Origin of the sequence: Streptomyces sp. NPDC008079 (assembly GCF_042957385.1) — a bacterium.
GTDB lineage: Bacteria > Actinomycetota > Actinomycetes > Streptomycetales > Streptomycetaceae > Actinacidiphila.
Map to the genome: position 1 here is coordinate 155,851 of NZ_JBIBIC010000013.1, position 23,691 is coordinate 179,541.

Annotated in this window: 19 protein-coding genes and 1 pseudogene; 8 read left to right on the forward strand and 12 right to left on the reverse strand. The window is 72.0% G+C overall.

Features of this window, described 5'->3' with window-relative positions; translation table 11 throughout:
* The first annotated feature begins 10 nt into the window (after window positions 1-10).
* The 3 genes from ACFZAM_RS25370 (at window position 11) to ACFZAM_RS25380 (ending at window position 3,471) form a co-directional block, all read left to right on the forward strand.
* A complete protein-coding gene (locus tag ACFZAM_RS25370) occupies window positions 11-1,024 on the forward strand; it encodes a TIGR03842 family LLM class F420-dependent oxidoreductase (protein ID WP_188281266.1) in 1,014 nt (337 codons plus the stop codon).
* 141 nt (window positions 1,025-1,165) lie between these two features.
* Entirely contained in the window at window positions 1,166-2,044 is an 879-nt protein-coding gene (locus tag ACFZAM_RS25375) for an inositol monophosphatase family protein (protein ID WP_391049532.1), read from the forward strand.
* A gap of 11 nt (window positions 2,045-2,055) precedes the next feature.
* Window positions 2,056-3,471 carry an NAD(P)/FAD-dependent oxidoreductase gene (locus ACFZAM_RS25380; protein ID WP_355339509.1) on the forward strand — a complete coding sequence of 472 codons (1,416 nt, stop codon included), beginning with the start codon at window positions 2,056-2,058 and terminating at the stop codon, window positions 3,469-3,471.
* Between the two features lie 367 nt (window positions 3,472-3,838).
* Here the strand turns inward: ACFZAM_RS25380 and ACFZAM_RS25385 are convergent, their stop codons facing one another.
* A complete protein-coding gene (locus ACFZAM_RS25385) occupies window positions 3,839-4,702 on the reverse strand; it encodes a nucleotidyltransferase domain-containing protein (RefSeq protein ID WP_391049534.1) in 864 nt (287 codons plus the stop codon).
* Between the two features lie 145 nt (window positions 4,703-4,847).
* On the opposite strand from ACFZAM_RS25385, the gene ACFZAM_RS25390 reads away from it, so the two are divergent.
* Window positions 4,848-5,315 carry an SCP2 sterol-binding domain-containing protein gene (locus tag ACFZAM_RS25390; protein ID WP_355339117.1) on the forward strand — a complete coding sequence of 156 codons (468 nt, stop codon included), beginning with the start codon at window positions 4,848-4,850 and terminating at the stop codon, window positions 5,313-5,315.
* On the opposite strand, the gene ACFZAM_RS25395 is transcribed toward ACFZAM_RS25390, so the two are convergent.
* The gene (locus ACFZAM_RS25395; RefSeq protein WP_391049536.1) at window positions 5,288-6,184 is read right to left on the reverse strand and encodes a TIGR02569 family protein; all 897 of its coding nucleotides are present in this window, start codon (window positions 6,182-6,184) and stop codon (window positions 5,288-5,290) included. The genes ACFZAM_RS25390 and ACFZAM_RS25395 overlap by 28 nt on opposite strands.
* A 268-nt stretch (window positions 6,185-6,452) precedes the next feature.
* A complete protein-coding gene (locus ACFZAM_RS25400; RefSeq protein WP_355339123.1) occupies window positions 6,453-6,956 on the reverse strand; it encodes an NUDIX hydrolase in 504 nt (167 codons plus the stop codon).
* 133 nt (window positions 6,957-7,089) lie between these two features.
* Here ACFZAM_RS25400 and ACFZAM_RS25405 point away from each other — a divergent pair, with 133 nt between their 5' ends.
* Complete coding sequence (locus ACFZAM_RS25405; RefSeq protein WP_355339126.1) at window positions 7,090-8,259, forward strand: glycerate kinase; 1,170 nt, start codon at window positions 7,090-7,092, stop codon at window positions 8,257-8,259.
* 145 nt (window positions 8,260-8,404) lie between these two features.
* Here ACFZAM_RS25405 and pssA read toward each other — a convergent pair whose 3' ends face one another.
* The 8 genes from pssA to ACFZAM_RS25445 all read right to left on the reverse strand — a co-directional run bounded on the left by pssA (window position 8,405) and on the right by ACFZAM_RS25445 (window position 18,435).
* Entirely contained in the window at window positions 8,405-9,289 is an 885-nt protein-coding gene (pssA, locus tag ACFZAM_RS25410) for a CDP-diacylglycerol--serine O-phosphatidyltransferase (protein WP_391049537.1), read from the reverse strand.
* Window positions 9,276-9,932 (reverse strand): phosphatidylserine decarboxylase, encoded by a 657-nt coding sequence (locus ACFZAM_RS25415; RefSeq protein ID WP_355339132.1) that lies wholly within the window; start codon window positions 9,930-9,932, stop codon window positions 9,276-9,278. Before ACFZAM_RS25415 ends, pssA begins: the two co-directional genes overlap by 14 nt.
* 193 nt (window positions 9,933-10,125) lie before the next feature.
* Complete coding sequence (locus ACFZAM_RS25420; RefSeq protein WP_355339135.1) at window positions 10,126-11,337, reverse strand: acyl-CoA dehydrogenase family protein; 1,212 nt, start codon at window positions 11,335-11,337, stop codon at window positions 10,126-10,128.
* A 3-nt stretch (window positions 11,338-11,340) separates the two neighbouring features.
* A complete protein-coding gene (locus ACFZAM_RS25425) occupies window positions 11,341-11,847 on the reverse strand; it encodes a MaoC family dehydratase (protein WP_355339138.1) in 507 nt (168 codons plus the stop codon).
* 1 nt (window position 11,848) lies between these two features.
* On the reverse strand, window positions 11,849-13,864 hold the full coding sequence (locus tag ACFZAM_RS25430; RefSeq protein ID WP_391049541.1) for a methylmalonyl-CoA mutase family protein: 2,016 nt from the start codon (window positions 13,862-13,864) through the stop codon (window positions 11,849-11,851).
* Complete coding sequence (gene ccrA / locus ACFZAM_RS25435; protein ID WP_355339144.1) at window positions 13,861-15,237, reverse strand: crotonyl-CoA carboxylase/reductase; 1,377 nt, start codon at window positions 15,235-15,237, stop codon at window positions 13,861-13,863. The genes ACFZAM_RS25430 and ccrA overlap by 4 nt, the downstream gene beginning before the upstream one ends.
* Before the next feature lie 401 nt (window positions 15,238-15,638).
* Complete coding sequence (locus ACFZAM_RS25440; RefSeq protein ID WP_355339147.1) at window positions 15,639-16,430, reverse strand: TetR family transcriptional regulator; 792 nt, start codon at window positions 16,428-16,430, stop codon at window positions 15,639-15,641.
* A gap of 166 nt (window positions 16,431-16,596) precedes the next feature.
* A complete protein-coding gene (locus ACFZAM_RS25445) occupies window positions 16,597-18,435 on the reverse strand; it encodes a 3-hydroxybutyryl-CoA dehydrogenase (RefSeq protein ID WP_391049544.1) in 1,839 nt (612 codons plus the stop codon).
* 353 nt (window positions 18,436-18,788) lie between these two features.
* On the opposite strand from ACFZAM_RS25445, the pseudogene ACFZAM_RS25450 reads away from it, so the two are divergent.
* Window positions 18,789-19,259, forward strand: a pseudogene (locus ACFZAM_RS25450) (adenylosuccinate lyase); the annotation flags it as partial.
* Window positions 19,260-19,290: 31 nt separating this feature from the next.
* On the opposite strand, the gene ACFZAM_RS25455 reads toward ACFZAM_RS25450, so the two are convergent.
* The gene (locus ACFZAM_RS25455) at window positions 19,291-20,358 is read right to left on the reverse strand and encodes an Rv2578c family radical SAM protein (RefSeq protein WP_391049546.1); all 1,068 of its coding nucleotides are present in this window, start codon (window positions 20,356-20,358) and stop codon (window positions 19,291-19,293) included.
* A 144-nt stretch (window positions 20,359-20,502) separates the two neighbouring features.
* Between ACFZAM_RS25455 and ACFZAM_RS25460 the strand changes: the two genes are divergently transcribed.
* On the forward strand, window positions 20,503-20,949 hold the full coding sequence (locus ACFZAM_RS25460) for an SRPBCC family protein (RefSeq protein ID WP_355339159.1): 447 nt from the start codon (window positions 20,503-20,505) through the stop codon (window positions 20,947-20,949).
* Between the two features lie 203 nt (window positions 20,950-21,152).
* Window positions 21,153-23,642, forward strand: a complete 2,490-nt coding sequence (locus tag ACFZAM_RS25465) for a DHA2 family efflux MFS transporter permease subunit (protein WP_391049549.1) — start codon at window positions 21,153-21,155, stop codon at window positions 23,640-23,642.
* Window positions 23,643-23,691 lie beyond the last annotated feature (49 nt).

Sequence of the window (23,691 nt, forward strand, 5' to 3'; positions counted from 1 at the left end):
GAGCGGCGCCATGGACTTCGGCCTCGTGCTGCAGACCGATCCACCCGCCTCGAACGTCGTCGGCCTGATGCGCCGCGCCGAGCGCAACGGCTTCACGTACGGCTGGACCTTCGACTCCGCCGTGCTGTGGCAGGAGCCGTTCGTCATCCACAGCCGCATCCTCGACCACACCGACCGGCTCAAGGTCGGCACGATGGTCACCAACCCCGGCACCCGCACCTGGGAGGTGACCGCCTCCACCTTCGCCACCCTCAACTCGATGTACGGCAACCGCACGGTCTGCGGCATCGGCCGCGGCGACTCGGCGATGCGGGTCGCCGGGCGCAAGCCCAACACCCTCGCGCGGGTCGGCGAGGCGATGACCGTCATCCGCGACCTCGCCGAGGGCCGCGAGGCCGTGGTCGACGGCACCCCGCTGCGGCTGCCGTGGGTCGAGAACGGCGAACTGCCGGTCTGGATGGCGGCGTACGGCCCGAAGGCGCTGGCGCTGACCGGCGAGAAGGCCGACGGCTTCATCCTGCAACTCGCCGACGTCTACCTCACCGAATGGATGGTGAAGGCGGTACGGGACGCGGCCGAGAAGGCGGGCCGCGACCCGGCCTCGGTCACCGTCTGCGTCGCCGCGCCCGCCTACGTCACGGCCGACGACTCGCCCGAAGCCCTCGCGCACGCCCGCGAACAGTGCCGCTGGTTCGGCGGCATGGTCGGCAACCACGTCGCCGACCTCGTCAGCCGTTACGGCGAACACTCCGACCTGGTGCCGGAGGAACTGACCGAGTACATCGCCCAGCGGCACGGCTACGACTACGCGCACCACGGCCGCTCGGGCAACCCCGACACCGCCTTCGTGCCCGACGAGATCGTGGACCGCTTCTGCCTGATCGGCCCGGTCGACCGGCACCTGGACAAGCTGCGGGCCCTGCGGGACCTGGGCGTCGACCAGTTCGCGGTCTACGACATGCACGACGCGAAGGAGGCGACGATCGACGCGTACGGCGAACACATCATCCCGGTGCTGGGCTGAAGCGCGCGGCCGGGTCCCGGCGCGTGGCTGACCTGGGGGAGCGGGCCCGCGGCGGCAGCGCCGCGGCTGCCCGCGCCCGTGGGACGGCCGTTGTCCACAGGGCGGGAACCGCGCGGCGCCCGGGTCTGATTGGATGGCGGCATGGGCAATGAGGTCGGTGCGGTATCGGGTGACGCGGCGGGCGCGGACGGCGTCGGCGACGGCGTGGACGACGCACTGCTCGCCGCCGTCGAAGACGTGATCAGAGCGGTGGTCGCCGCCGAGGTGGTGCCGCGCTGGCGGCGGCTCGGCGACGACGACATCTCGCGCAAGAGCGGCCCGTACGACCTGGTCACCACCGCCGACCGGCGCGCCGAGGAACGGCTCACCGAAGAGCTGACCGCGCTGCTGCCCGGCTCCGTCGTGGTCGGCGAGGAGGCGGTGAGCGCCGACAGCGGCGTACTGGAACGGCTGGGCGGCGACGACCCGGTGTGGGTGGTCGACCCGGTCGACGGCACCTCCGCCTTCGTCCGCGGCGAGGACGGCTTCGCCACCCTGGTCGCCCTCGTGCACGACGGCGTACCGCTCGCCTCCTGGACGTACGCCCCGCAGCGCGGCCTGTTCGCCACCGCGCGGCGCGGCCGGGGCGCGCATCTGGACGGCGAGCGGCTGCACACCCGCACCCCCGAGGCGGGCGAGCCGCTGCGGCTGTCCACCTCCAACCCGGTCTACCGCACCGGCTACGAACGCGACGCCCTGACCCGGCTGGACGCCTCGGGCGCGGTCTGCACCCCCTGCACCTGCGCGGGCCTGGCCTACCTGGACGTGGCCCGCGGCGCGATCGACGCTGTCGCCTTCTTCTGGGAAGCGCCCTGGGACCACGCGGCGGGACTGCTGCTCGCCACCGAGGCGGGCGGCGTCAGCCGTACGGCGTCCGGCGCGCCCTTCTCGATCCCCGGCGGCAACGAACTGCCCTTCACCCTCGCCCGCGACGAGGCCACCGCACGGCAGGTCACCGAGCTGATGGCGGCCGGAAGGTGAGCCGCGCGGTCGTGGCCGACGCCGTCGTCGTCGGCGCGGGTCCCAACGGGCTGACGGCGGCGGTGGAGTTGGCCCGCGCCGGGCTCTCCGTGCAGATCTACGAGGCCGCCGACACCGTGGGCGGCGGCGCCCGCACCGAAGAGCTGACGCTGCCGGGCTTCCGGCACGACCCCTGCTCCGCCGTGCACCCCTTCGGCATCGGCTCGCCCGCCTTCGGCGCGCTGCCGCTCGCCGAGCACGGCCTGGAGTGGCTCCAGCCGGAAGTCCCGATGGCGCACCCGTTCCCCGACGGCACCGCCGCCGTTCTCGCCCGCACGGTCGGCGAGACCGCGGCCTCGCTCGGCGCGCGCGACGCGGGCACCTACCGGCGGCTGCTCGCGCCGTACACCGGTCACTGGGACACGCTCGCCGCGGACTTCTTCCGGCCGCAGTGGGCCGGGATACCGCGTGACCCATATCGCTTCCTCCGGTTCGGCCTGACCGGCACGCCGCCCGCCGCCGTCCTCGCCCAGCGCTTCCGCGACCCCAAGGCGCGGGCGCTGATCGCCGGGCTCGCCGGGCACGCGATCACCCGGCTCACGCAGCCGTTCACCGGGGCGATGGCGATGATGTTCGCGCTCGCCGCGCACGAGAACGGCTGGCCGGTCGCCCGCGGCGGCTCCCAGGCCATCTCCGACGCGCTGGCCGGGCACCTCACCGAACTGGGCGGCGTCATCCGCACCGGCGTCACCGTCCGCAAGCTCGACGAGCTGCCGCCCGCCCGCGCCTATGTCTTCGACACCTCGCCGACCGCGCTCGCCCGGATCGCCGGACTCGGCGACGCGTACCGCGGCTACCGCTACGGCGCCTCCGTCTTCAAGATCGACTACGCGCTGGACGGGCCGGTGCCGTGGACGTCCCCCGACGCGCGGCGCGCGGGCACCGTGCACATCGGGCCCAGCTACACCGAGATCGGCGACGCCCTCAACCGGGCCGTGACCGGGCGCCCGCCGCAGACGCCCTTCCTCATCACCGCCCAGCCGTCCGTGATCGACCCCTCCCGCGCCCCCGAGGGCAAGCACGTCTTCTGGGCCTACGGGCACGTCCCCCACGACTGGCACGGGGACGCCACCGATGCCGTCGAGCGCCAGATCGAGCGCTTCGCGCCGGGCTTCCGTGACCTCGTCCTCGCCCGCGCCGTCACCGGGCCCGCCGGTCTCGCCGCCCGCAACGCCAACTATGTCGGCGGTGACATCGCCTGCGGCGCCTACTCCGGACTCCAGTCCGTCATCCGGCCCCGCCTCGCCGCCAATCCCTACACCACCATCCGCCCCAACCTCTTCCTCTGTTCCTCTGCCACCCCGCCCGGCCCCGGCGTCCACGGCATGCCCGGCCACCACGCCGCCCGCGCCGTCCTCCACCACCTCCGCCGCGCCGCCCGCCGCTAACCCCGCCGCGCGGCGCCTATCCCGAGGGCGGCACCCCGATCTTTTCAGGGGCGCGGCGCCCGGGCGGTCACTCTGCTGTGGGCGGCACCCCGATCTTTTCAGGGGCGCGGCGCCGGGGCGGTTTCTCTGCTGCGGGCGGCACCCCGATCTTTTGAGGGGCGCGGGGAACTGCGCGCCCAGCCACCGCCGGGCTTTCAGCCCGAAAACACACAGCAACTGCCCCGCTGGGGCCGGTATTTACAGCTCGCCACGGCTGGTGGCTGGGCGCGCAGTTCCCCGCGCCCCTCAAGCAGGCCCTGCGCCAGCCCGGCGCAGTTCCCCGCGCCCCTAAGAACAGGCCCTGCGCCAGCCCGGCGCGCAGTCCGGGTCAGGGGAGGGGGAGGCCGCGGCGGGCCTCGTGGACCAGGCGGGCCGCCGAGGCCACGGTGGCGGAAAGCTCCTCGGCCGAGAGCCCACTGCGACCGAGAAGAACGCCGACCTCGTCGGCGAACCCCGCGGGAGCCCCGGAAAGCACCGCGGCCGCGGGAAAGGCCCCCTTCTCGTTCAGGCACCACACCCGGTTCCAGGCGTGCAACGCCTGCGCGAGGACACCGAAGGCCCGCGACAGGCAGAGGGACACGTGCACGTGATCCCCCTTGACGGCCGACTTCGCGGCAGCGGCCACCGTGAACTCCGCCTCCCACGCGGCCTCGACCAGCGCCCGCCGCAACGCCTCGGGATACACCCGCGTCTCGGCCCGGAGCGCCGCCAACTCCCCGTCGGTGTCGGCGAGTACGTGCCCGAGGGCGACCTCGCCCGGATAGCAGGGCGACCAGAAACCGAGCGGGTGCCCCGGCTGGATACCGACCTCGTAGCGGCCCTCGCGGCAGTCCTGCCACACCCGCCGGACGCGGTCGACGTCCCGCAGGATCCAGTCGACGGCGACCCCGTCCACGCGCAGCCACGCCCCGGCGTTGACCCACGGCCCCCACCCGCCCGGCGCGGCCACCTCCACCGGTTCCCCGGTGAACTCCCGCGCGAGCGCGGCCAACGCGGCCACATCCGGCTCGCCCCGGTAGTACACCCCGAGGTCCCAGTCCGAGTCCGCGCGGTGCGTCCCGCGCGCACGGCTGCCCCCGAGCAGCACCCCGACCACCCCGGGCACCTCCCGAAGGGCTTGGGCCATGGCGACCACGGGAACGTCCGGCGCGGCGGCGAGGACTTCGGGCAACGGCGGCTGATCAGCATGCATGCCGTGACGGTACGGGAGGGCGGGGCGGCCCCGCGCGCCTATTTCCGCTGCCCGCGCGGTGCCCGAGGCGACGCCTTGCCACGGTGCCGCGCCATACCTATCCTTACTCACCAGTAAACTTACTCTGGAGTCAGGAAGGCCCGACATGGCGGCGCTCGACGACATCGACCTCGAACTCCTCGACTTCGGCACGGTCGAGCCGAAGGAATTCGCGCGGATCGTACGGGATCTTCCGGCCCGCCGGATCGCGGAGTTCATGAACGGAGCGCAGCGCCGACGGGTCCTGGACGAGGTCTTCCACCGGATGGGCACCCTCTTCAAGCCGGAGTCGGCGGGCCGCCGCGACGCCCTGATCCGCTGGCGGATCACGGCGGGGGACGAGGCGCCGGACGTCTACGAGACGCACATCGCGAACGGCGCCTGCGCGGTCACGGCCGAGGACACCGGACGTACGCCGCAGCTCACCCTCACGATGGCCGCACCGGAATTCCTCAAGCTGGTCTCGGGCAACGCCTCGGGCCCGGCGCTGTTCTTCACCCGGAAGCTGAAGGTGCAGGGGGACATCCGGCTGGCCGGCGGCCTGACCTACTTCTTCGACATCCCCAAGCCCTGACCGCCCGCCGCCACATACGCCCGTGCGGCCGCGACCGCCGCCCGCTCGTACGGTCGCGGCCGCGCGTCCGGGCCGAGCACGGCGCCGGTGACCAGCCGGAACAGCAGGGCGCGGACGAGGAGTTGGGCCCACGCGTCGGGGTCGGGGACCTGGCCGTCCCCGGCGGGGCCGAGCGCGAGGACCGCGGGCCCCGCCCCGTACCAGAGCAGCGCGTCGACCACCACGACGGCCGCCGCCCAGTCGGCGGGGTACCAGTACGGCGGCCAGTCGATGACCGCGGGCGGCAGGCCGTCCGCGAAGAGCACATTGCCCAGCAGGTCGCCGTGCACGACCTGCGGCGCCGGTGCGCCGGACGGCTCGAACGGGCGGCGTTCTGCGGCCAGTTGGGCGATGAGCGCGGCCACCTCGGCGTCACCGCCGCCCCCGTCGTCCAGCGGCGACTCCTCCCAGGCGACCCGGGCCGCGTACGACCACGGGCCCTCGCGCGTGTCGAGGAAGCCGGGGCGCGGTACGTCCGCGAGCGCCGCGTGGAAGGCGGCGGCCGTCCGCAGCACATCGGCGGGCCGCCCCGGGTCGGACCGGCCGGCCACGTACTGCCACGCCTCCCAACCCTCCGCCGTCCAGCCGCCGTTCGCCGCCCGGACCGGCCGCGCGACCCGGAAGTGCGGGGACGCGGGCAGCGCGGTCAGCACCTCGGCCCGCCACGCGGTCTCGGCCGCGAGCCCGGTCGGCTTGAGCACCACCTCGCCGTCCCGCCAGGTCTGCCCCTGCCCGCCCGGCAGCGGCACCGGCCGCCCCGGCGCGCCGAAGGCCGCGAGCACGGCGGCAGACGGCGGGGCCGATTCGGATGGCTGGGTGGATTCGATCATGAGGCAGGATCCTAGGTCCGGGGTCGCGGACCCGGCGACGGATATACCGCGCGGCGGCACGAGCCGGACGGTTCCCCGCGCCCCTGGCGGAGCACGTTCCGCGCAGGACCGGCCCGTAGGGGTGCACCCTTGAAAAGCCTCCCGGTGCGACCGGATGGCAGGACGGTTCGACGGCACATGCGCCGCAGGCGAACTCGCCCCGCCGACCCGGCCCCCGACCTCGGCCATGTCCCCAACAGGCCCCGCCGCACAGCCGGTTGACGTGACGTCAGTTGACGCCCGCGCGGCGGCCGTTCTCCAGCTCCACAGGACCGGCGCCCGCGGCGAGCGCGGCCAGGGCCGCGTGGACACGGCGGGCGGCGCCCGGCGAGAAGTAGGAGTCGATCTCGTCGGCCGGGACCAGTTTCCAGGAGTCCAGTTCCTCCTCCTGGAGCCGTACCGCCGCCAGCCGCGTCTCGTCCAGCACGCCGCCGTCGTAGAGGTAGCTGGCCAGCGGCGGCCTGCCGGGCCCCGTCACCCAGTCGACGGCGAGCAGCGGGCCCGGCTCGATGTCCAGACCGATCTCCTCCGCGCTCTCCCGGCGGGCGGCCTGCCGCGGCGTCTCGTTCAGATCGGACTCGATGGTGCCGCCCGGCAGCGTCCAGGTCCCGTCGTCGCGGTAGTTCGGCTCGACGATGAGGATCCGGCCGTCGGCGGACCTGAAGAGGGTGTTCGCTCCCGAAATGATCTTCGGCAGCCCTGCGATGTACGTGGCGAAGTCGGTCGTCGTCATGCCGCCAAACCTACGGCCACGGGCCGCGCGGCGGACTCGCGATCCGGTGATCGCGCGGTGACACAGCGCGGTGCCCATGGGCAGGCGGGCCCGGCCGGGATAGGGTCCCACCGGCGCGATGTTCCGTTTTCGGATGGGGAGTACGACAGTGTCCGACGCTGCAACAAGATCCACGGGACGTGTGCTGATCGCCGCGGACAAGTTCAAGGGCTCGCTGACCGCGGTGCAGGTGGCCGCGCATGTCGAGGCGGGGCTGCGCAAGGGCGCGCCTGGTGTGACCGTCACCTCCGTACCGGTCGCCGACGGCGGTGACGGCACCGTCGAGGCCGCCGTCACCGGCGGTTTCGAGCGGCGCACGGTACGCGTCACCGGACCGCTGGGCGAGCCGGTCGACGCCTCGTACGCGCTGCGTGACCGTACCGCCGTGGTTGAGATGGCCGAGGCGTCCGGCCTCCAGCACCTGCCGTCCGGCGTCTTCGCGCCGCTCACCGCGACCACGTACGGCACCGGCGAGCTGCTGAAGGCCGCGCTCGACGCGGGCGCCCGCACCATCGTGCTCGGCGTCGGCGGCAGCGCCACCAACGACGGCGGCGCGGGCATGCTCAGCGCGCTCGGCGCCCGGCTGCTGGACCGCGACGGCGCGCCCGTCGCGCCCGGCGGCGGCCCGCTGGCCGCGCTCGCCACCGCCGACCTGTCCGGGCTCGACCCGCGGCTGGTCGACACCGAGATCGTCCTCGCCAGCGACGTCGACAACCCGCTGCTCGGGCCCAAGGGCGCCGCCGCCGTCTACGGGCCGCAGAAGGGCGCCTCCGAGGCCGACGTCGCCACGCTCGACGCCGCCCTCGGGCACTACGTCGACGTCCTCGCCCTCGCCGAGGGTCCGACCGCCGCCGCGGCGGCCGACGCCCCCGGCGCGGGCGCCGCGGGCGGCATCGGCTACGGGGCCCTCGTCGGCCTCGGCGCCACCTTCCGGGCCGGTATCGACGTCATGCTCGACGTCCTCGGCTTCGCGGCCGCCCTCGACGGCGTCGACCTCGTCATCACCGGCGAGGGCTCCCTCGACGAGCAGACCCTGCACGGCAAGGCGCCGGTCGGCGTCGCCCAGGCCGCCCGCGCCCGTGACATCGACGTCGTCGCCGTCTGCGGCCGTCTCGCGCTCAGCCCCAGCGCCCTCGGCTCCGCGGGGATCCGCCGCGCCTACCCGCTCTCGTCCCTGGAACCGGACCCGGCCGTCTCCATCCCCAACGCCGGCCCGCTCCTGGAACAGCTCTCCGCCGAGCTGGCCCGCGACTTCCTGACCTAGCAAGCCCCCAGCGCCAGCGCCCCAGCCCCCAGCCCCCCAGCCCCAGCGCCAGGCGCAGGCGTGCGGAAACGACTGCGGCCCCTCCGCCGAGAGCGGAGGGGCCGCGGGCCGTAGCGGCGCACCGGGGGCTCACCCCGGAGACGTGTCAGCGCAGAGCGTCCGCCCTTGCCTCACGGCGATTGGCCCGCATCGTATTGACGCGGCGCGTGGTCGCGAAGCAGGGGATGACCGCCGCGGCCACGCACTGGAGGGCGGCGCCCGTCTGGAGGAGCAGGTGGCCGCCGGGGACGTCGAGGGTCCAGGCGGTCAGGCAGCCCATGCTGATGAGGATCCAGCCGAGGGTGATGACGGCGAGGCGTCCGCGCGGCTTGGGGTACTCCACGCGGCTCACCATGAGCCAGGCGACGCCGACGATGGCGACGACGGTGGGGATGAAGGGCAGTTCCAGCAGGACGACGGAGACGACCGTCATCGCCCCGAAGGGGCTGGGCATGCCCTGGAATACGCCGTCCCTGATCGTGGTGCAGGAGAAGCGGGCGAGCCGCAGCACCACGGCCAGGACGACCATCACCGCGGCGGCGGCCGACACCTTGCCGTGGGCGTCGTCGGCGACCAGACCCCAGACGACGACGAAGTAGGCGGGCGCGAGGCCGAAGCTGATCAGGTCGGAGAGATTGTCCAGCTCGGCGCCCATCGCGGAGCTGCGCAGCTTGCGCGCGACCAGCCCGTCGAAGAGGTCGAAGACGGACGCGAGCAGCATGAGCGTCACCGCGGTGGCGGCGCTGTGCTTGGACATGCCGCCGACGGTGGTGCCCATCAGGTGCGGGACCAGGACTCCGGTGGTCGTGAAGTACACGGCCATGAAGCCACAGATCGCGTTACCGAGAGTGAGCGCGTCGGCGATGGACAGCCGGGTGGACAGCGGAAGGTCGGCTACCTCGTCCTCCAGCTCGGTGACCCAGTGCGACTGCGCCTGCACCGGAGTGTGAGTGTGGGCCTTTGCCTGCGTGTCGGGTTCAACCACGGTCAAGGCGAGTCACCCCAGCCGTGGTGGTCTGCCCGACCTCGACGTCGGGCTCGATGCCCTCCGGCAGGTACACGTCGACCCGCGAGCCGAACCGGATCAGGCCGATCCGCTCGCCCTGTTCCACCTTGCAGCCGCGCGGCACGTACGGAACGATCCTGCGCGCCACCGCGCCGGCGATCTGCACCATCTCGACATCGCCGATCTCGGTGTCGAAGTGCCAGACCACCCGCTCGTTGTTCTCGCTCTCCTTGTTGAACGCCGGTACGTATCCGCCGGGGATGTGCTCGACGGAGGTGACCGTGCCCGCGAGGGGCGCGCGGTTCACGTGGACGTTCAGCGGGCTCATGAAGATCGCGACGCGGGTACGCCCGTCCTTCCACGGCATGATGCTCTGCACCACACCGTCCGCGGGACAGATCACACGGCCCTCGGCGATCTCGCGCTCGGGGTCGCGGAAGAACCACAGCATGCCCGCGGCGAGCGCGGTGGCGGGGACGGCCACCGTCGCCCAGCGGCCTGAGCGGCGCGCGCGGACAAGGCTTACCGCCGCGGTGGCGACGGTCGGGAGGAGCCACGGCGACGCTCCGCGCGCGAGTCGTACGCCGACAAGGCCGTCGCGTGGTGCAGAGGAATGGCTGTGGGGCATGGAAGACCTTCGTAGCGGAGGGTGCCGCGAATTACTTCTGGGGACGGCGGCTTTAACCCGATGGTATCGGTTGACACGGGCAACTCGGCAAGCTCAAGGGCGAGTCGATGGCTGGTTCCCGTGCCGCGACGGCTCACGCAGTGTGACCTTCCCCTCGGGTAAATGTCAATAAATACGGACATTCTTCCTTCGGTTATCCCTGGAGACGATACTCCTCCAGCAGTCGCCGCCCGATGATCATTTTCTGGATCTCGGCGGTCCCCTCGCCGATCAGCAGCATCGGCGCCTCCCGGTACAGCCGCTCGATCTCGTACTCCTTGGAGAAGCCGTAGCCGCCGTGGATGCGGAACGCGTCCTCCACCACTTCCTTGCAGAACTCCGCGGCCAGGTACTTCGCCATCCCGGCCTCCAGGTCGTTGCGCTCGCCCGAATCCTTCTTACGTGCGGCGTTGACCATCATCCGGTGCGCGGCCTCCACCTTGGTGGCCATCTCGGCGAGCTTGAACTGGATCGCCTGGTGCTGTGCGATGGGTTTGCCGAACGTGTGCCGTTGCTGTGCGTAGGCGATGCCCAGTTCGAACGCCCGCTGTGCCACACCGCAGCCGCGCGCGGCCACATTGACCCGGCCGACCTCGACGCCGTCCATCATCTGGTAAAAACCCCGGCCGCTCTGTCCGCCGAGCACCCGGTCGGCCGGAACCCTCACGTCCTGGAGGATCAGTTCCGTGGTGTCGACGCCCTTGTAGCCCATCTTGTCGATCTTCCCTGGCACGGTGAGGCCGGGGACCGAGGCGTTGGCGCCGAAGCCGGGCTCCTTCTCGATCAGGAAGGTCGTCATCGACTTGTGCGGCGGCGCGTCCTCCGCCTGCCCCTCGTCGGTCCTGCACAGCACCGCGACCAGATGGGAAGAACCGCCGTTGGTCAGCCACATCTTCTGGCCGTTGACGACGTACGCGTCCCCGTCGCGTACGCCCTTGGTGCGGATCGCCGACACGTCGGAGCCCAGTTCCGGCTCCGACATCGAGAACGCGCCACGCACGTCGCCCGCCGCCATACGCGGCAGGAAATGGTCCTTCTGCTCCTGTGTGCCGTGCTGCTTGATCATGTAGGCGACGATGAAATGGGTGTTGATGATGCCGGACACGCTCATCCAGCCGCGCGCGATCTCCTCGACCGTCAGCGCGTACGTCAGCAGCGACTCGCCGAGGCCGCCGTACTCCTCGGGAATCATCAGGCCGAAGATGCCCAGTTCCTTGAGTCCTTCGACGATGTCCGTCGGATATTCGTCGCGGTGCTCCAACTCCGTGGCGACCGGCAGGATCTCCTTGTCCACGAAGGAGCGGACGGTGGAGAGGATCTCCTTCTGGACGTCGGTCAGCCCGTCGGTCTGCGCGAGGCGGCTCATGACTCAGCTCTCTCCCAGCTCGGGACGGCCGGGCTGTTCCCCGCCGCGCTCCTTGATGTACGTGGCGGTCGGCACCAGCACCTTGCGGCGGAAGACGCAGACCAGGGTGCCGTCCTGCTTGTAGCCCCGGGTCTCCACCTCGACGATGCCGCGGTCGTTCTTCGACTTCGACGGGCGCTTGTCGAGCACCGTCGTCTCGCCGTAGACCGTGTCGCCGTGGAAGGTCGGCGCCACGTGCTTCAGCGACTCGATCTCCAGATTGGCGATGGCCTTGCCCGAGACATCGGGCACCGACATCCCGAGCAGGAGCGAGTAGATGTAGTTGCCGACGACGACATTGCGGCCGAAGTCGGTTGTCTTCTCCGCGTAGTTGGCGTCCATGTGCAGCGGATGGTGATTCATCGTGAGGAGGCAGAAGAGGTGGTCGTCGTACTCGGTGACGGTCTTTCCCGGCCAGTGCTTGTAGATCGCACCGACCTCGAACTCCTCGTAAGTGCGGCCGAACTGCACGTCATACCTCCAGCTTTTCCAGCTTGTTCGCGAGCCGGATCTCGTCCACGATCCGGCCGATGATCCCGGTGATTCCGAAGTCCTTCGGGGTGAAGACGGCCGCCACTCCGGCCTCGATCAGCGCCTTGGCGTCCGCCGAGGGGATGATCCCGCCGACGACCACCGGGATGTCGTCCACCCCGGCCCCGCGCAGCCGCTCCAGCACGTCCGGCACCAGAGCGGCGTGCGAACCGGACAGGATCGACAGACCCACGCAGTGCACGTCCTCGGCCACCGCCGCCGACACGATCTGCTCGGGTGTCAGCCTGATCCCCTGGTAGACCACCTCGAAACCGGCGTCGCGGGCGCGTACGGCGATCTGCTCGGCGCCGTTGGAGTGCCCGTCGAGACCCGGCTTGCCGACCAGCAGCCGCAGCCGTCCGCCGCCCAACTCCTTGGCCGTCTCGGCGACTTTGCGCCGTACCTCGGCCATCGGACTGCCCTCCTCGGTGGCCACCGCGACCGGCGCGCCGCTGACCCCGGTCGGCGCCCGGAACTCACCGAACACATCGCGCAGCGCCCACGACCACTCGCCGGTCGTCACCCCCGCCCGCGCGCAGTCCAGCGTCGCGGGCATCAGATTGTCGGTGCCCGCCGCGGCCGAGCGCAGCGCGGTCAGCGCCTCCTGCGCGCGCGCCTCGTCACGCGCCACCCGCCAGTCGTGCAGCGCGGCCACCACCCGCGCCTCGTTGGCCGGGTCGACGGTCATGATGGCCGTGCCGAGGTCGGCGGTCAGCGGACTGGTCTCGGTGGTCTCGTAGACGTTGACGCCGACGATCTTCTCCTCGCCGGACTCGATCCGGGCCCGGCGCTCGGCGTGCGAGGACACCAACTCCGACTTCAGATAGCCCGATTCGACCGCCGCCATGGCGCCGCCCAGCTCCTGGATGTGCTCGATCTCGGCGGTGGCGAGCGCCACCAGCTCCTCGACCTTCGCCTCGATCACATGGCTGCCGTCGAAGATGTCCTCGTACTCCAGCAGGTCGCTCTCGTGCGCCAGCACCTGCTGGATGCGCAGGCTCCACTGCTGGTCCCAGGGCCGGGGCAGCCCCAACGCCTCGTTCCACGCCGGGAGTTGCACCGCACGGGCACGGGCGTCCTTGGACAGCGTGACGGCCAGCATCTCCAGCACGATCCGCTGGACGTTGTTCTCCGGCTGCGCCTCGGTCAGGCCGAGCGAGTTGACCTGCACGCCGTAGCGGAAGCGGCGCTGCTTGGCGTTCTCGATGCCGTACCGCTCGCGGGTGACGGTGTCCCAGATCCGGCCGAAGGCGCGCATCTTGCACATCTCCTCGACGAAGCGCACGCCCGCGTTCACGAAGAAGGAGATCCGCGCGACGACATCGCCCCTGCGCCCCTCCGGGACCTGCCCCGAGGCGAAGACCGCGTCCAGGACGGCGATCGCCGTGGACATCGCGTAGGCGATCTCCTGGACCGGCGTGGCCCCGGCCTCCTGGAGGTGGTAGCTGCAGATGTTGATCGGGTTCCACTTGGGGAGGTGGTTGACCGTGTACGTGATCATGTCGGTGGTCAGCCGCAGCGAAGGGACCGGCGGGAAGACATGCGTCCCCCGTGACAGGTACTCCTTGACGATGTCGTTCTGCGTCGTGCCCTGGAGCGCGGTGAGGCCCTCCTCGCCGAGTCCTTGCTCCTCGGCGACCACCTGGTAGAGCGCCAGCAGCCACATGGCGGTGGCGTTGATGGTCATCGAGGTGTTCATCCGCTCCAGCGGAATGTCCTGGAACAGCCGCCGCATGTCGCCGAGATGGGCGATCGGCACGCCGACCCGGCCGACCTCGCCGCGGGCCAGCACGTGGTCCGCGTCGTAGCCGGTCTGGGTCGGCAGGTCGAAGGCGACGGACAGGCCCGTCTGGCCCTTCTCCAGATTGCGCCGGTACAGCTCGTTGGACGCCTCCGCGGTCGAGTGCCCCGCGTAGGTCCGCATCAGCCAGGGCCGGTCCTTCTGACGCCCTGTCATCGGGCGTCCCCGGCAGGGGAGTCGGGGACACCGGACGTCGCGTCGCGGAACAGGTTGATCGAGGGCAGGTGCTTCGCGCGCAGCTCCGGGTCGGTGACGCCCATGCCCTCCTCGGGGGCCAGCGCGAGGACGCCGACCTTGCCCTGGTGGAGATTGCGGTGCACGTCGTACGCCGCCTGCCCGGTCTCGGCCAGCGTGTACGTCCGCGACAGCGTCGGGTGGATCTTCCCCTTGGCGATCAGCCGGTTGGCCTCCCACGCCTCGCGGTAGTTGGCGAAGTGCGAGCCGACGATCCGCTTCAGGCTCATCCACAGGTAGCGGTTGTCGTACTCGTGGGTGTAGCCGCTGGTGGACGCGCAGGTGACGATCGTGCCGCCCTTGCGGGTGACGTAGACCGAGGCGCCGAAGGTCTCGCGGCCGGGGTGCTCGAAGACGATGTCGACGTCCTCGCCGCCGGTCAGTTCGCGGATCCGGGCGCCGAACCGCTTCCACTCGCGCGGGTCCTGGTGGTGCTCGTCCTTCCAGAACCGGTAGCCCTCGGCGCTGCGGTCGATGATCGCCTCCGCGCCCATCGCCCGGCAGATGTCCGCCTTCTGCGGGCTGGAGACGACACAGATCGGGGTGGCGCCGCCCGCCAGCGCGAACTGCGTGGCGTACGAGCCGAGTCCGCCGCTCGCGCCCCAGATCAGCACGTTGTCGCCCTGCTTCATGCCCGCGCCGTTGCGCGAGACGAGCTGGCGGTAGGCCGTGGAGTTGACCAGTCCGGGCGCCGCGGCCTCCTCCCACGTGAGGTGCTCCGGCTTGGGCATGAGCTGGTTGGACTTGACCAGCGCGATCTCGGCGAGGCCGCCGAAGTTGGTCTCGAAGCCCCAGATCCGCTGCTCGGGGTCGAGCATCGTGTCGTTGTGCCCGTCGGCGGACTCCAGCTCCACGCTCAGGCAGTGCGCGACGACCCGGTCACCGGGCTTCCAGGCGTTGACCCCGGCGCCGGTGCGCAGCACGACGCCCGCCAGGTCGGAGCCGATGACGTGGTACGGCAGGTCGTGCCGCTTGGCGAGCGGCGACATCCTGCCGTAGCGCTCGAGGAAGGAGAAGGTCGAGACCGGCTCGAAGATCGAGGTCCAGACCGAGTTGTAGTTGACCGAGCTGGCCATCACCGCCACCAGGGCCTCGCCGGGCCCGAGTTCGGGCAGCGGGACCTGGTCGAGGTGGAGCGAGGTGCGGGGGTCCTTCTCGCGGGTGGTGAGTCCGGCGAACATCTCGGCCTCGTCCTTGCGGACGGTGACGGCGCGGTAGGACTCCGGCAGCGGGAGGGCCGCGAAGTCGGCGGCCGAACTGTCAGGCGCGAGGATCGCGTCCAGGATTTCCTTCATGGTGTCTGACCTCCGGCGAAGCGTGCTGCTGCTGCGTTGGCGCTGGGGGAACGCAGGGGCGGATGGCTGGGGGTGCCGTCGTCGGTCCGGCGGGTACGGCGGTGGAACTGACCATGTGCGCGGTGGCGCGGGGATACCTGTGACGCAGGCGGGTCCGGGCCTTGGGGACAGTCGGCGTACGCGGGATATCCGTACGCCGGCCGCCCGGACTACCGTCACGGTATGGCACGCAGTGCCAGTCGTAAAGACACTGCGTGCCAAAAATTTGTCTCACGTGTCACCGGGACGCCACAAACGAGCGGCAGCGGCCGACCGGGGTTCCGGTCGGCCGCTGCCGTGGTTGCGGGTGCGGTGGGGCGGGCGCTCGGGCGCCGGGCGGGCGCCGACGGCACCCGGGGCGCTCAGGCGCGGCGCAGGGCCTGCTCTATCGTCCGCAGGATCTCGGCCGGGGAGGCGTCGGTGCGGGCGACCGCGACCACCACCTCACCCTGCCGCGACACGGTCGCCGCAGGCTCCACCGCGACCCGCGACGGTATCCGGCCCGCGCCGATGCCGCTGCCGAAGGTGGCCTTGATGACGTCGAAGGCGTGGTTGAGCTGCGCCTCCACATCGCCCTTGCCGTCATTGCGCAGCCAGCGCCGCAGGACGTGATTGTGCGCCGCGACCACCGCGGAGGCGGCCACCTCGGCCAGCAGCGGGTCGTCGTCGCCGTCCCGGTGCGCGCCCTCGTCGAAGTGGCCCAGCAGATAGCGGGTGAACAGCCGCTCGTACCGGGCCACCGAGGCGATCTCGCGCTCCCGCAGCGTCGGCACCTCGCGGGTCAGCCGGTACCGCTCGACCGACACCTCCGGCATGTACGCGTACATCCGCAGCACCTCGGTGATGCCCCGGCACACCGTGTCCAGCGGGTGCTCGTACGGCTCCGCGGAGTCCAGCACCGCCTGCACTCGTACCAGCGTGTCGTCGTGGTCCGGGAAGATCGCCTCTTCCTTGGAGCGGAAGTGCCGGAAGAACGTACGGCGCGCCACCCCGGCCGTCGCCGCGATGTCGTCGACCGTCGTGGCCTCGTAACCCCGCTCGGCGAACAGGTGCATGGCCGCCGACGCGAGGTCCTGGCGAACCCGGTGGCGCTGGGCCGCGGCGCGGCGGCCGTTCGCGGTCTCAGGTGGGTCGGACTTCGCGGGCTGGGACATGTGGGGAACGTAACACGGCGCGGCCCCCCGTCCGGCGGCCGGGGGGAAACGTCCCCAGTCCGCCGGACGACCGCGGTCCGACCTGCGCTCACGCCCGCCGGACGGCGCGCCGCCGGTGTCGGCGCGGCGCTCGGTGCCGTGCCCTGTTCCGCTGCCGGGGCGCGCCTCAGCGCCGGGCATACTCGCGGAAGCCGCGGCCGGTCTTACGGCCCAGGCAGCCCGCGGACACCAGGTGTTCCAGCAGCGGCGCGGGCGCCAGGCCCGGATCGCGGAACTCCTCGTGCAGCACCTGCTCGATCGCCAGCGACACGTCCAGGCCCACCACGTCGAGCAGTTCGAACGGGCCCATCGGATAGCCGCCGCCGAGCTTCATCGCCGCGTCGATGTCGTCCACGCTCGCGTAGTGGTCCTGGACCATCTTCACCGCGTTGTTGAGGTACGGGAACAGCAGCGCGTTCACGATGAAACCGGCCCGGTCGCCGCAGTCCACCGCGTGCTTGCGGACCGCGCCGCACACCTGGTGCACCGTCGCCCGCACGTCGTCCGCGGTCAGCACCGTGTGCACGACCTCGACCAGCTTCATCGCGGGCGCCGGGTTGAAGAAGTGCATTCCGACGACGTCCTGCGGGCGTCCGGTGGCCCGCGCGACCGCGACCACCGGCAGCGACGAGGTGGTGGTGGCCAGCACCGCGCCCGGCTTGCAGACCTTGTCGAGCGTCTGGAAGAGCTGCTGCTTGACCGCCAGATCCTCCGCCACCGCCTCCACCACCAGGTCGGCGTCGGCGAAGGAGTCGTACGAACCGGACGGCGACACCCGCGCCACCGCCGCGTCCCGCTGCTCCTGGGTCAGCCGGCCCTTGGTGACCGAGCGGTCCAGCGACTTCGCCAGCCGCGCCACCGCCGATTCCGCCTTCTCCTGGGTACGGGCGGCCACCACGACGTCGAAGCCCGCCTTCGCGAAGACCTCGGCGATACCGGTCGCCATCGTGCCGGACCCCGCGACGCCCACCGCGCGCACCGGCCGCCCGGCCGGCCGGGTGTCCCCGGCGCCCGGAGTCTCCGCGTCCGGCACCACGACCGCGCTGCCCGGCGCCTGGTAGCTGTAGAAACCCCGGCCCGACTTACGGCCCCGCAGCCCGGCCGCCGTGAGCTGCTTGAGCACCGGCGCGGGGGCGTGCAGCCGGTCGTGGGACGCCTCGTACATCGCCTCGAGGACGGTCGTGGCGGTGTCGACGCCGATCAGGTCGAGCAGCGCCAGCGGGCCCATCGGCAGCCCGCAGCCCAGCCGCATCGCCGCGTCGATGTCCTCGCGGGTGGCGTACCGCGCCTCGTACATCGCCGCCGCCTGGTTGAGATAGCCGAACAGCAGGCCGTCGGCGATGAAGCCCGGCCGGTCGCCGACCGGCACCGGCTCCTTGCCGAGGCTCCGCACGAGGGCGGTGACGGCCGCCGTGGTCTCCGGCGACGTCAGGACCGTCGACACGACCTCGACCAGCTTCATCGCGGGCGCGGGCGCGAAGAAGTGCAGCCCCAGCACCCGGTCGGGGCGGGAGGTCTCGGCCGCCAGCCGGGTCACCGACAGGGCGTTCGTGCCGGTCGCCAGGATCGCGTCCGGCTTGGCCAGCCGGTCAAGCTCGGTGAAGACCTCGCGCTTGATGTCGTAGCGCTCGTCGACCACCTCGATCACCAGATCCGCCTCGGCGGCGGCCCGCAGATCGGGGAACGTACGGAAGCGGGCCAGCGCGTCGCCGCGCTCCGCCTCGGTGCTCCGGCCGCGCTCCACGGCGCGCGCCGTGGAACGCTCCAGCGCCGTGACCGCGCGGCGCGCCGCGCTCTGGTCGATGTCGATGCCGATCACCTCGTGACCGGCGCGGGCCATGACCTCGGCGATGCCGGTGCCCATGGTGCCCAGGCCCACGACGGCGACGGTCGCCAGGGGCGCCGCGCTCGCGGCGGGAGGTGAGGATGCGGTCGCTGACGATGAGGGTGTGGACGGACGGTCCATCGCGTGACTCCAGACGCTGGGGAGACCGGAGCGCGCCACGCGCGCACACGGCTGAAGGAGTGAGGTGGAGTCGCGGGCCGGAAGTGCAGGGGTGCGTGCCCGCGCGAAGAGATAGGCGAGCCCTGTCCCGGGGCCGCGCCGCGATGATGCCGAACCGACGAGTGTTCCCGTCCACGGCGGCTGCGTCACCGACCACCGTGCACGTCCCCCGAGCGTAACCGGCGAGTAACTTCCCCGCCAGTCCTGTGCCCATGTGATCTGCGCCGCCCCCATCTGAGCGCCCCACCCCCACCGGCCGCTGGCCCGGGAACGACCGATCCGCCCCGCCGGGGCGGTAACGGGCAACTCGCAAGCTCACCGCTGTGGGTGAACCGTTGGAGGTGAGGGAGGCGGCCGCCGTGGAGTTGGCGGAGGCGGGAGACCGGCGGGCGTTCGAGACGCTGGCGTTGTTGCTGAACTACCGGGACGAGTCGCGGGCGAGCCGCGCCGCCGAGGCGCTGGCGCGGCTGGCGGACCCGCGGACCGGGCGGGCCGCCGCCGCGCTGGCCACCAACGAACTGCGGGTCGCGTACGCGCTGCCCGCCATCCGCCTCCTGGTCCGAATGCGGGCGCCCGAGGCCGTACCGGCGCTCACCACCACCCTGGAGCGGCTGCTCGCCCGGCCGACCCCCGCGCCCCACGAACGCATCGCGCTGGCCTGCGTGGAGGGCCTGGGCGCACTGTGCCCGCGGCAGGCGCCCCCCGCCGCCCGGCACGCGCTGCGCGCCGCGACCGCCCACCCGCCACTGGCCCCGGCCGCCCGCGCGGCGCTGGCCGACGCCTAGGGCCTGACGCCTGTCCGGAACCCGCGCGAGGTCATAGCAGCGTGAGCTGGGTGTTCTCCGCGGCAGGCCGCGCCGCCGGCACCTGATCGCCGGACAGACCCGCTTCCGGCTCGCCCGGCTTCCGGAAGCGCCGCGTGCCCTCGCGATGCGCGGGCCCGCAGCCGAACTCCGTGGCGAATTCGTGGACTTGGCGGGTGACCCGGCGCTGGTACCACGTCGGGGCGTACGCGCCGCCCGCGTACATCGTCTCGTAGCGCCGTACGAGATGCGGGTGGTGCCGGCCGAGCCACGCCATGTACCACTCGCGGGCGCCCGGCCGCAGATGGAGGACCAGGGGCGTGATCGAGGCGGCGCCCGCCGAGGCGATGGCGCGGACGGTGGCCCGCAACTGCTCTGGGGAGTCGCTGAGGAAGGGCAGGACGGGCGCCATCAGCACGGTGGGCGGCAGCCCGTTCGCCCGCAGGGTGCGGCAGACCGCCAGCCGGGTCTCGGGGGAAGGCGTACCCGGTTCCACGCTGCGCCACAGCTCGCCGTCGGTGAAGCCGACCGACAGCGCGATGGACACATCGGTGACGCCGGCGGCCTGCCGCAGCAGTTCCAGGTCGCGGAGGATCAGCGAGCCCTTGGTGAGGATCGAGAAGGGGTTGGCGCGGTCGCGCAGCGCGGCGATGATGCCGGGCATCAACTGATACCGGCCCTCCGCGCGCTGGTAGCAGTCCACGTTCGTGCCCATCGCGATGTGCTGGCCCTGCCAGCGCGCCGACGCCAGCTCCCGGCGCAGCAGCTCCGGCGCGTTGGTCTTCACCACGATCTGCGAGTCGAAGTCGATCCCGGTGTCGAGATCGAGATAGCTGTGCGTCTTGCGCGCGAAGCAGTACACGCAGGCGTGGCTGCACCCGCGGTACGGATTGACCGTCCACTCGAAGGGCATGCGGGACGCCCCCGGCACCCGGTTGATGATCGACTTCGCCCGTATCTCGTGGAAGGTGATGCCGCGGAAGCCCGGCGTGTCGAAGGTCCGGGTGACCGCGTCGGCGCCGAACAGCGCGGGCGCGCCACCGGCCGCCGCGTCGTCACCGCTCAGATGGTCCCAGCGCATCGCGCCCTCCTCCGGTTGTCTCCGGCCGGCCGTCTCCGGTCGCCCGTCCCTCCACAATAGAACACAGATTCGATAAGCGCGTGTGGTTGGCTTGTGCGGCGCGCCGGGAAGGCGCGCGACCTGGCACGGACCTGAGGAGAAGTCATGGCGCTGGTCGAGGCCACCACGGAGCGGATCGTCGACGCGGAGCCGGAGCGGGTGTACGCCGCCGTCGCCGACTACGCGGGCACCCGCGGCCGGGTGCTCCCTGAGCAGTTCAGCGAGTACGAGGTCCGGGAGGGCGGCCACGGCGCGGGCACCGTCGTCCACTGGAAGCTCCAGGCCACCAGCAAGCGGATCCGCGACTGCCTCTTCGACGTCTCCGCGCCCGCCGCGGACACGCTGGTCGAGACCGACCGCAATTCGACGCTCGTGAACACCTGGACGGTCACCCCGTCGGGCGAGGGCCGCAGCAAGGTCGTCGTCGTCACCACCTGGCAGGGCGCGAGCGGCGTCGGCGGCTTCTTCGAGCGCACCTTCGCGCCCAAGGGCCTCGGCCGTATCTACGACGCGCTGCTCGCCTCGCTGGCCGCCGACGTCGAGAAGAAGTGAGGCGCCGAGCGGAATGGGGCCGAGCGGAGTGAAGTGAGGGGAGTGCACCGCGGGGGAGTGAAGTCCCTTACGGTGCCGCTGGTTTCGTGATCGTTCACTGATACGGGTGGTTTCGCGTACTTCCTGAGAATCGTCGCGCTTGCTCGTCGTTGTCGCTTAATGCGGGAAACGGTGGCCAGGCAGGCGCGACGAGGGGAGTGGCAGTGGGTGGCAGCACGCTGATCGAGCGTCCGGCGGCCGTGGACGACGAACGGCCGGGGGAGGGGACCGGGGGCGCGGCCGAGGAGGCGGGCGGCGCCTCGGGACCGCCCGGCGGCAACGGCGCCGCGGTCGACCTCACGCCGCGCCGGGTCCGGCTGGTCTTCGTCGGCCTGATGCTGGCGCTGCTGCTGGCCGCGCTCGACCAGATGATCGTGGCCACCGCCCTGCCGAAGATCGTCGGCGAGCTGCACGGCCTCGACAAGATGTCCTGGGTCGTCACCGCCTATCTGCTGGCGTCCACGATCGGACTGCCGATCTACGGCAAGCTCGGCGACCTCTTCGGCCGCAAGATCGTCTTCCAGTTCGCGATCATGACCTTCGTCATCGGCTCCGCGCTGGCGGCATGGTCGCGCACCATGGACGAACTCATCGCCTTCCGCGCCATCCAGGGCATCGGCGGCGGCGGACTGATGATCGGCGTGCAAGCGATCATGGCCGACATCGTGCCGCCGCGGGAACGCGGGCGCTACATGGGCCTGATCGGCGCCGCCTTCGGCCTCGCGTCGGTCGCGGGACCGCTGCTCGGCGGCTTCTTCACCGACCACGCCTCCTGGCGCTGGTGCTTCTCCATCAACGTGCCCTTCGGCCTGGTCACCCTCGTCGTGATCAGCCTCGTGCTGAAACTCCCCAAGCCCGCCGTCCGGCCCCGCCTCGACGTGCTCGGCGCCCTGCTGCTGGCCGTCGGCTCCACCTGCCTGGTGCTCGTCACCACCTGGGGCGGCTCCAAGTACGGCTGGCAGTCCCGGGAGATCCTCGGCCTCGGCGCGGGGGCCGTGGTCAGCGCGCTGCTCTTCGTGCTCGTCGAGCGGTTCGCCGCGGAACCGGTCATCCCCTTGCGGCTGTTCCGCGACGGGGTCTTCAACACCACCGCCCTGATCGGCGGGATCGTCGGCGTCGCCCTGTTCGGCGCGGCCAGCTATCTGCCGACCTTCCTCCAGATGGTCGACGGCGCGAGCGCCACCGGATCAGGGCTCCTCATGCTGCCGATGATGATGGGCGTCGTCCTCGCCTCCATCGTCGGCGGGCAGTTGATCAGCAGGACAGGGCGCTACAAGATCTTCCCGATCATCGGCGGCGCCCTGTCGACGGCCGGCATGTATCTGCTGTCGCTGATGGACGCCGACACCCCGCAGGCCGAGTACAGCGTCTACATGGCCGTACTCGGCCTCGGCATCGGCCTGATGCTGCCCGTGCTGGTGCTCGCCGTGCAGAATTCGGTGCGCCCCACCGACATCGGCGCGGCCACCAGCGCCAACAACTACTTCCGGCAGATCGGCGGTTCGGTCGGCGCGGCCGTCTTCGGCACGCTCTTCGCCGACCGCCTCGCCAAGCGCCTCGCGGTCGAACTCCCCAAGGGCGCCCACCTGCCCGACGCCCAGTCGGTCACCCCCCAACTGGTCCGCACACTCCCCGCGGCTGTGCGCGACGGGTACGTCAACGCGTACGCCGAGGCCATGCCGCGGATCTTCCTCTACCTGGTGCCGGTGCTCGCGCTCGGCTTCCTCTTCGCCTTCCTCCTCAAGGAGAAACCCCTGGTGACCCAGCACGGCCCCGCTTCCCCGACGACCACGTACGACGGCGACACCGCCACCGACACCCTCACCGGCGCCGACGGCGCGCCCGGCTTCACCGTGACCGACTCGGCCGTGCCGGGCGCCCGCAAGAGCTACGCGGGCGGTGTGCCCGTGTGCGGCACCGTCCAGCACTCCGACGGCAGTTCCGTCGGCCGCGCCGCGCTCACCCTGATCGACGTCACGGGACGGCAGATCGGCCGCGGCGCGACCACCGAGGACGGCCGGTACGCGCTGAGCACCCCGGGCAGCGGCAGCTATGTGCTGATCGCCGCCGCGGGCGGCCACCAGCCACAGGCCGTCAGCATCACCGTCGCCGACCGCCCGGTCGAACTCGACGTGGTGCTCGGCGGCGCCGGACGCCTGGCGGGCGCCGTGCGCACCGCGGACGGCACCCCGGTCAGGGACGCCATCGTGACCCTGACCGACATCCGCGGCGACGTCGTGGCCACCTCCCGCAGCGGACGCGAAGGCGCCTACGTCCTGAGCGAGTTGGTGGCGGGCGAGTACACGCTGGCGGCCAGCGCGCCCGCCTTCAGGCCCGCCGCGCTGCCGGTGTCGGTGCAGGCGTCGCGGGAGACCCGGCAGGACGTGGAGCTGGCGGGCGGCGCGGTGCTGCGCGGGACCGTACGCGCCCCCGGCGGGCGGCTGGTCGAGGACGCGCGGGTCACGCTGCTGGACGCGGCGGGCAATGTCGTGGACTCGGTCACCACCGGCCCCGACGGGCACTTCCGCTTCGTGGACCTCGCCGCCGGTGAGTACACGGTGATCGCCGCCGGTTACCCGCCGGTCGCCACCGTCCTCCAGGTCGCGGGCGGCGGCAGGACCGAGCGGGACCTCCAGCTCGGACACGCCGACTAGGGCCTGTCCGGCGGATACGTCGGTCACGCCGGATACGTCGGTCACGCCG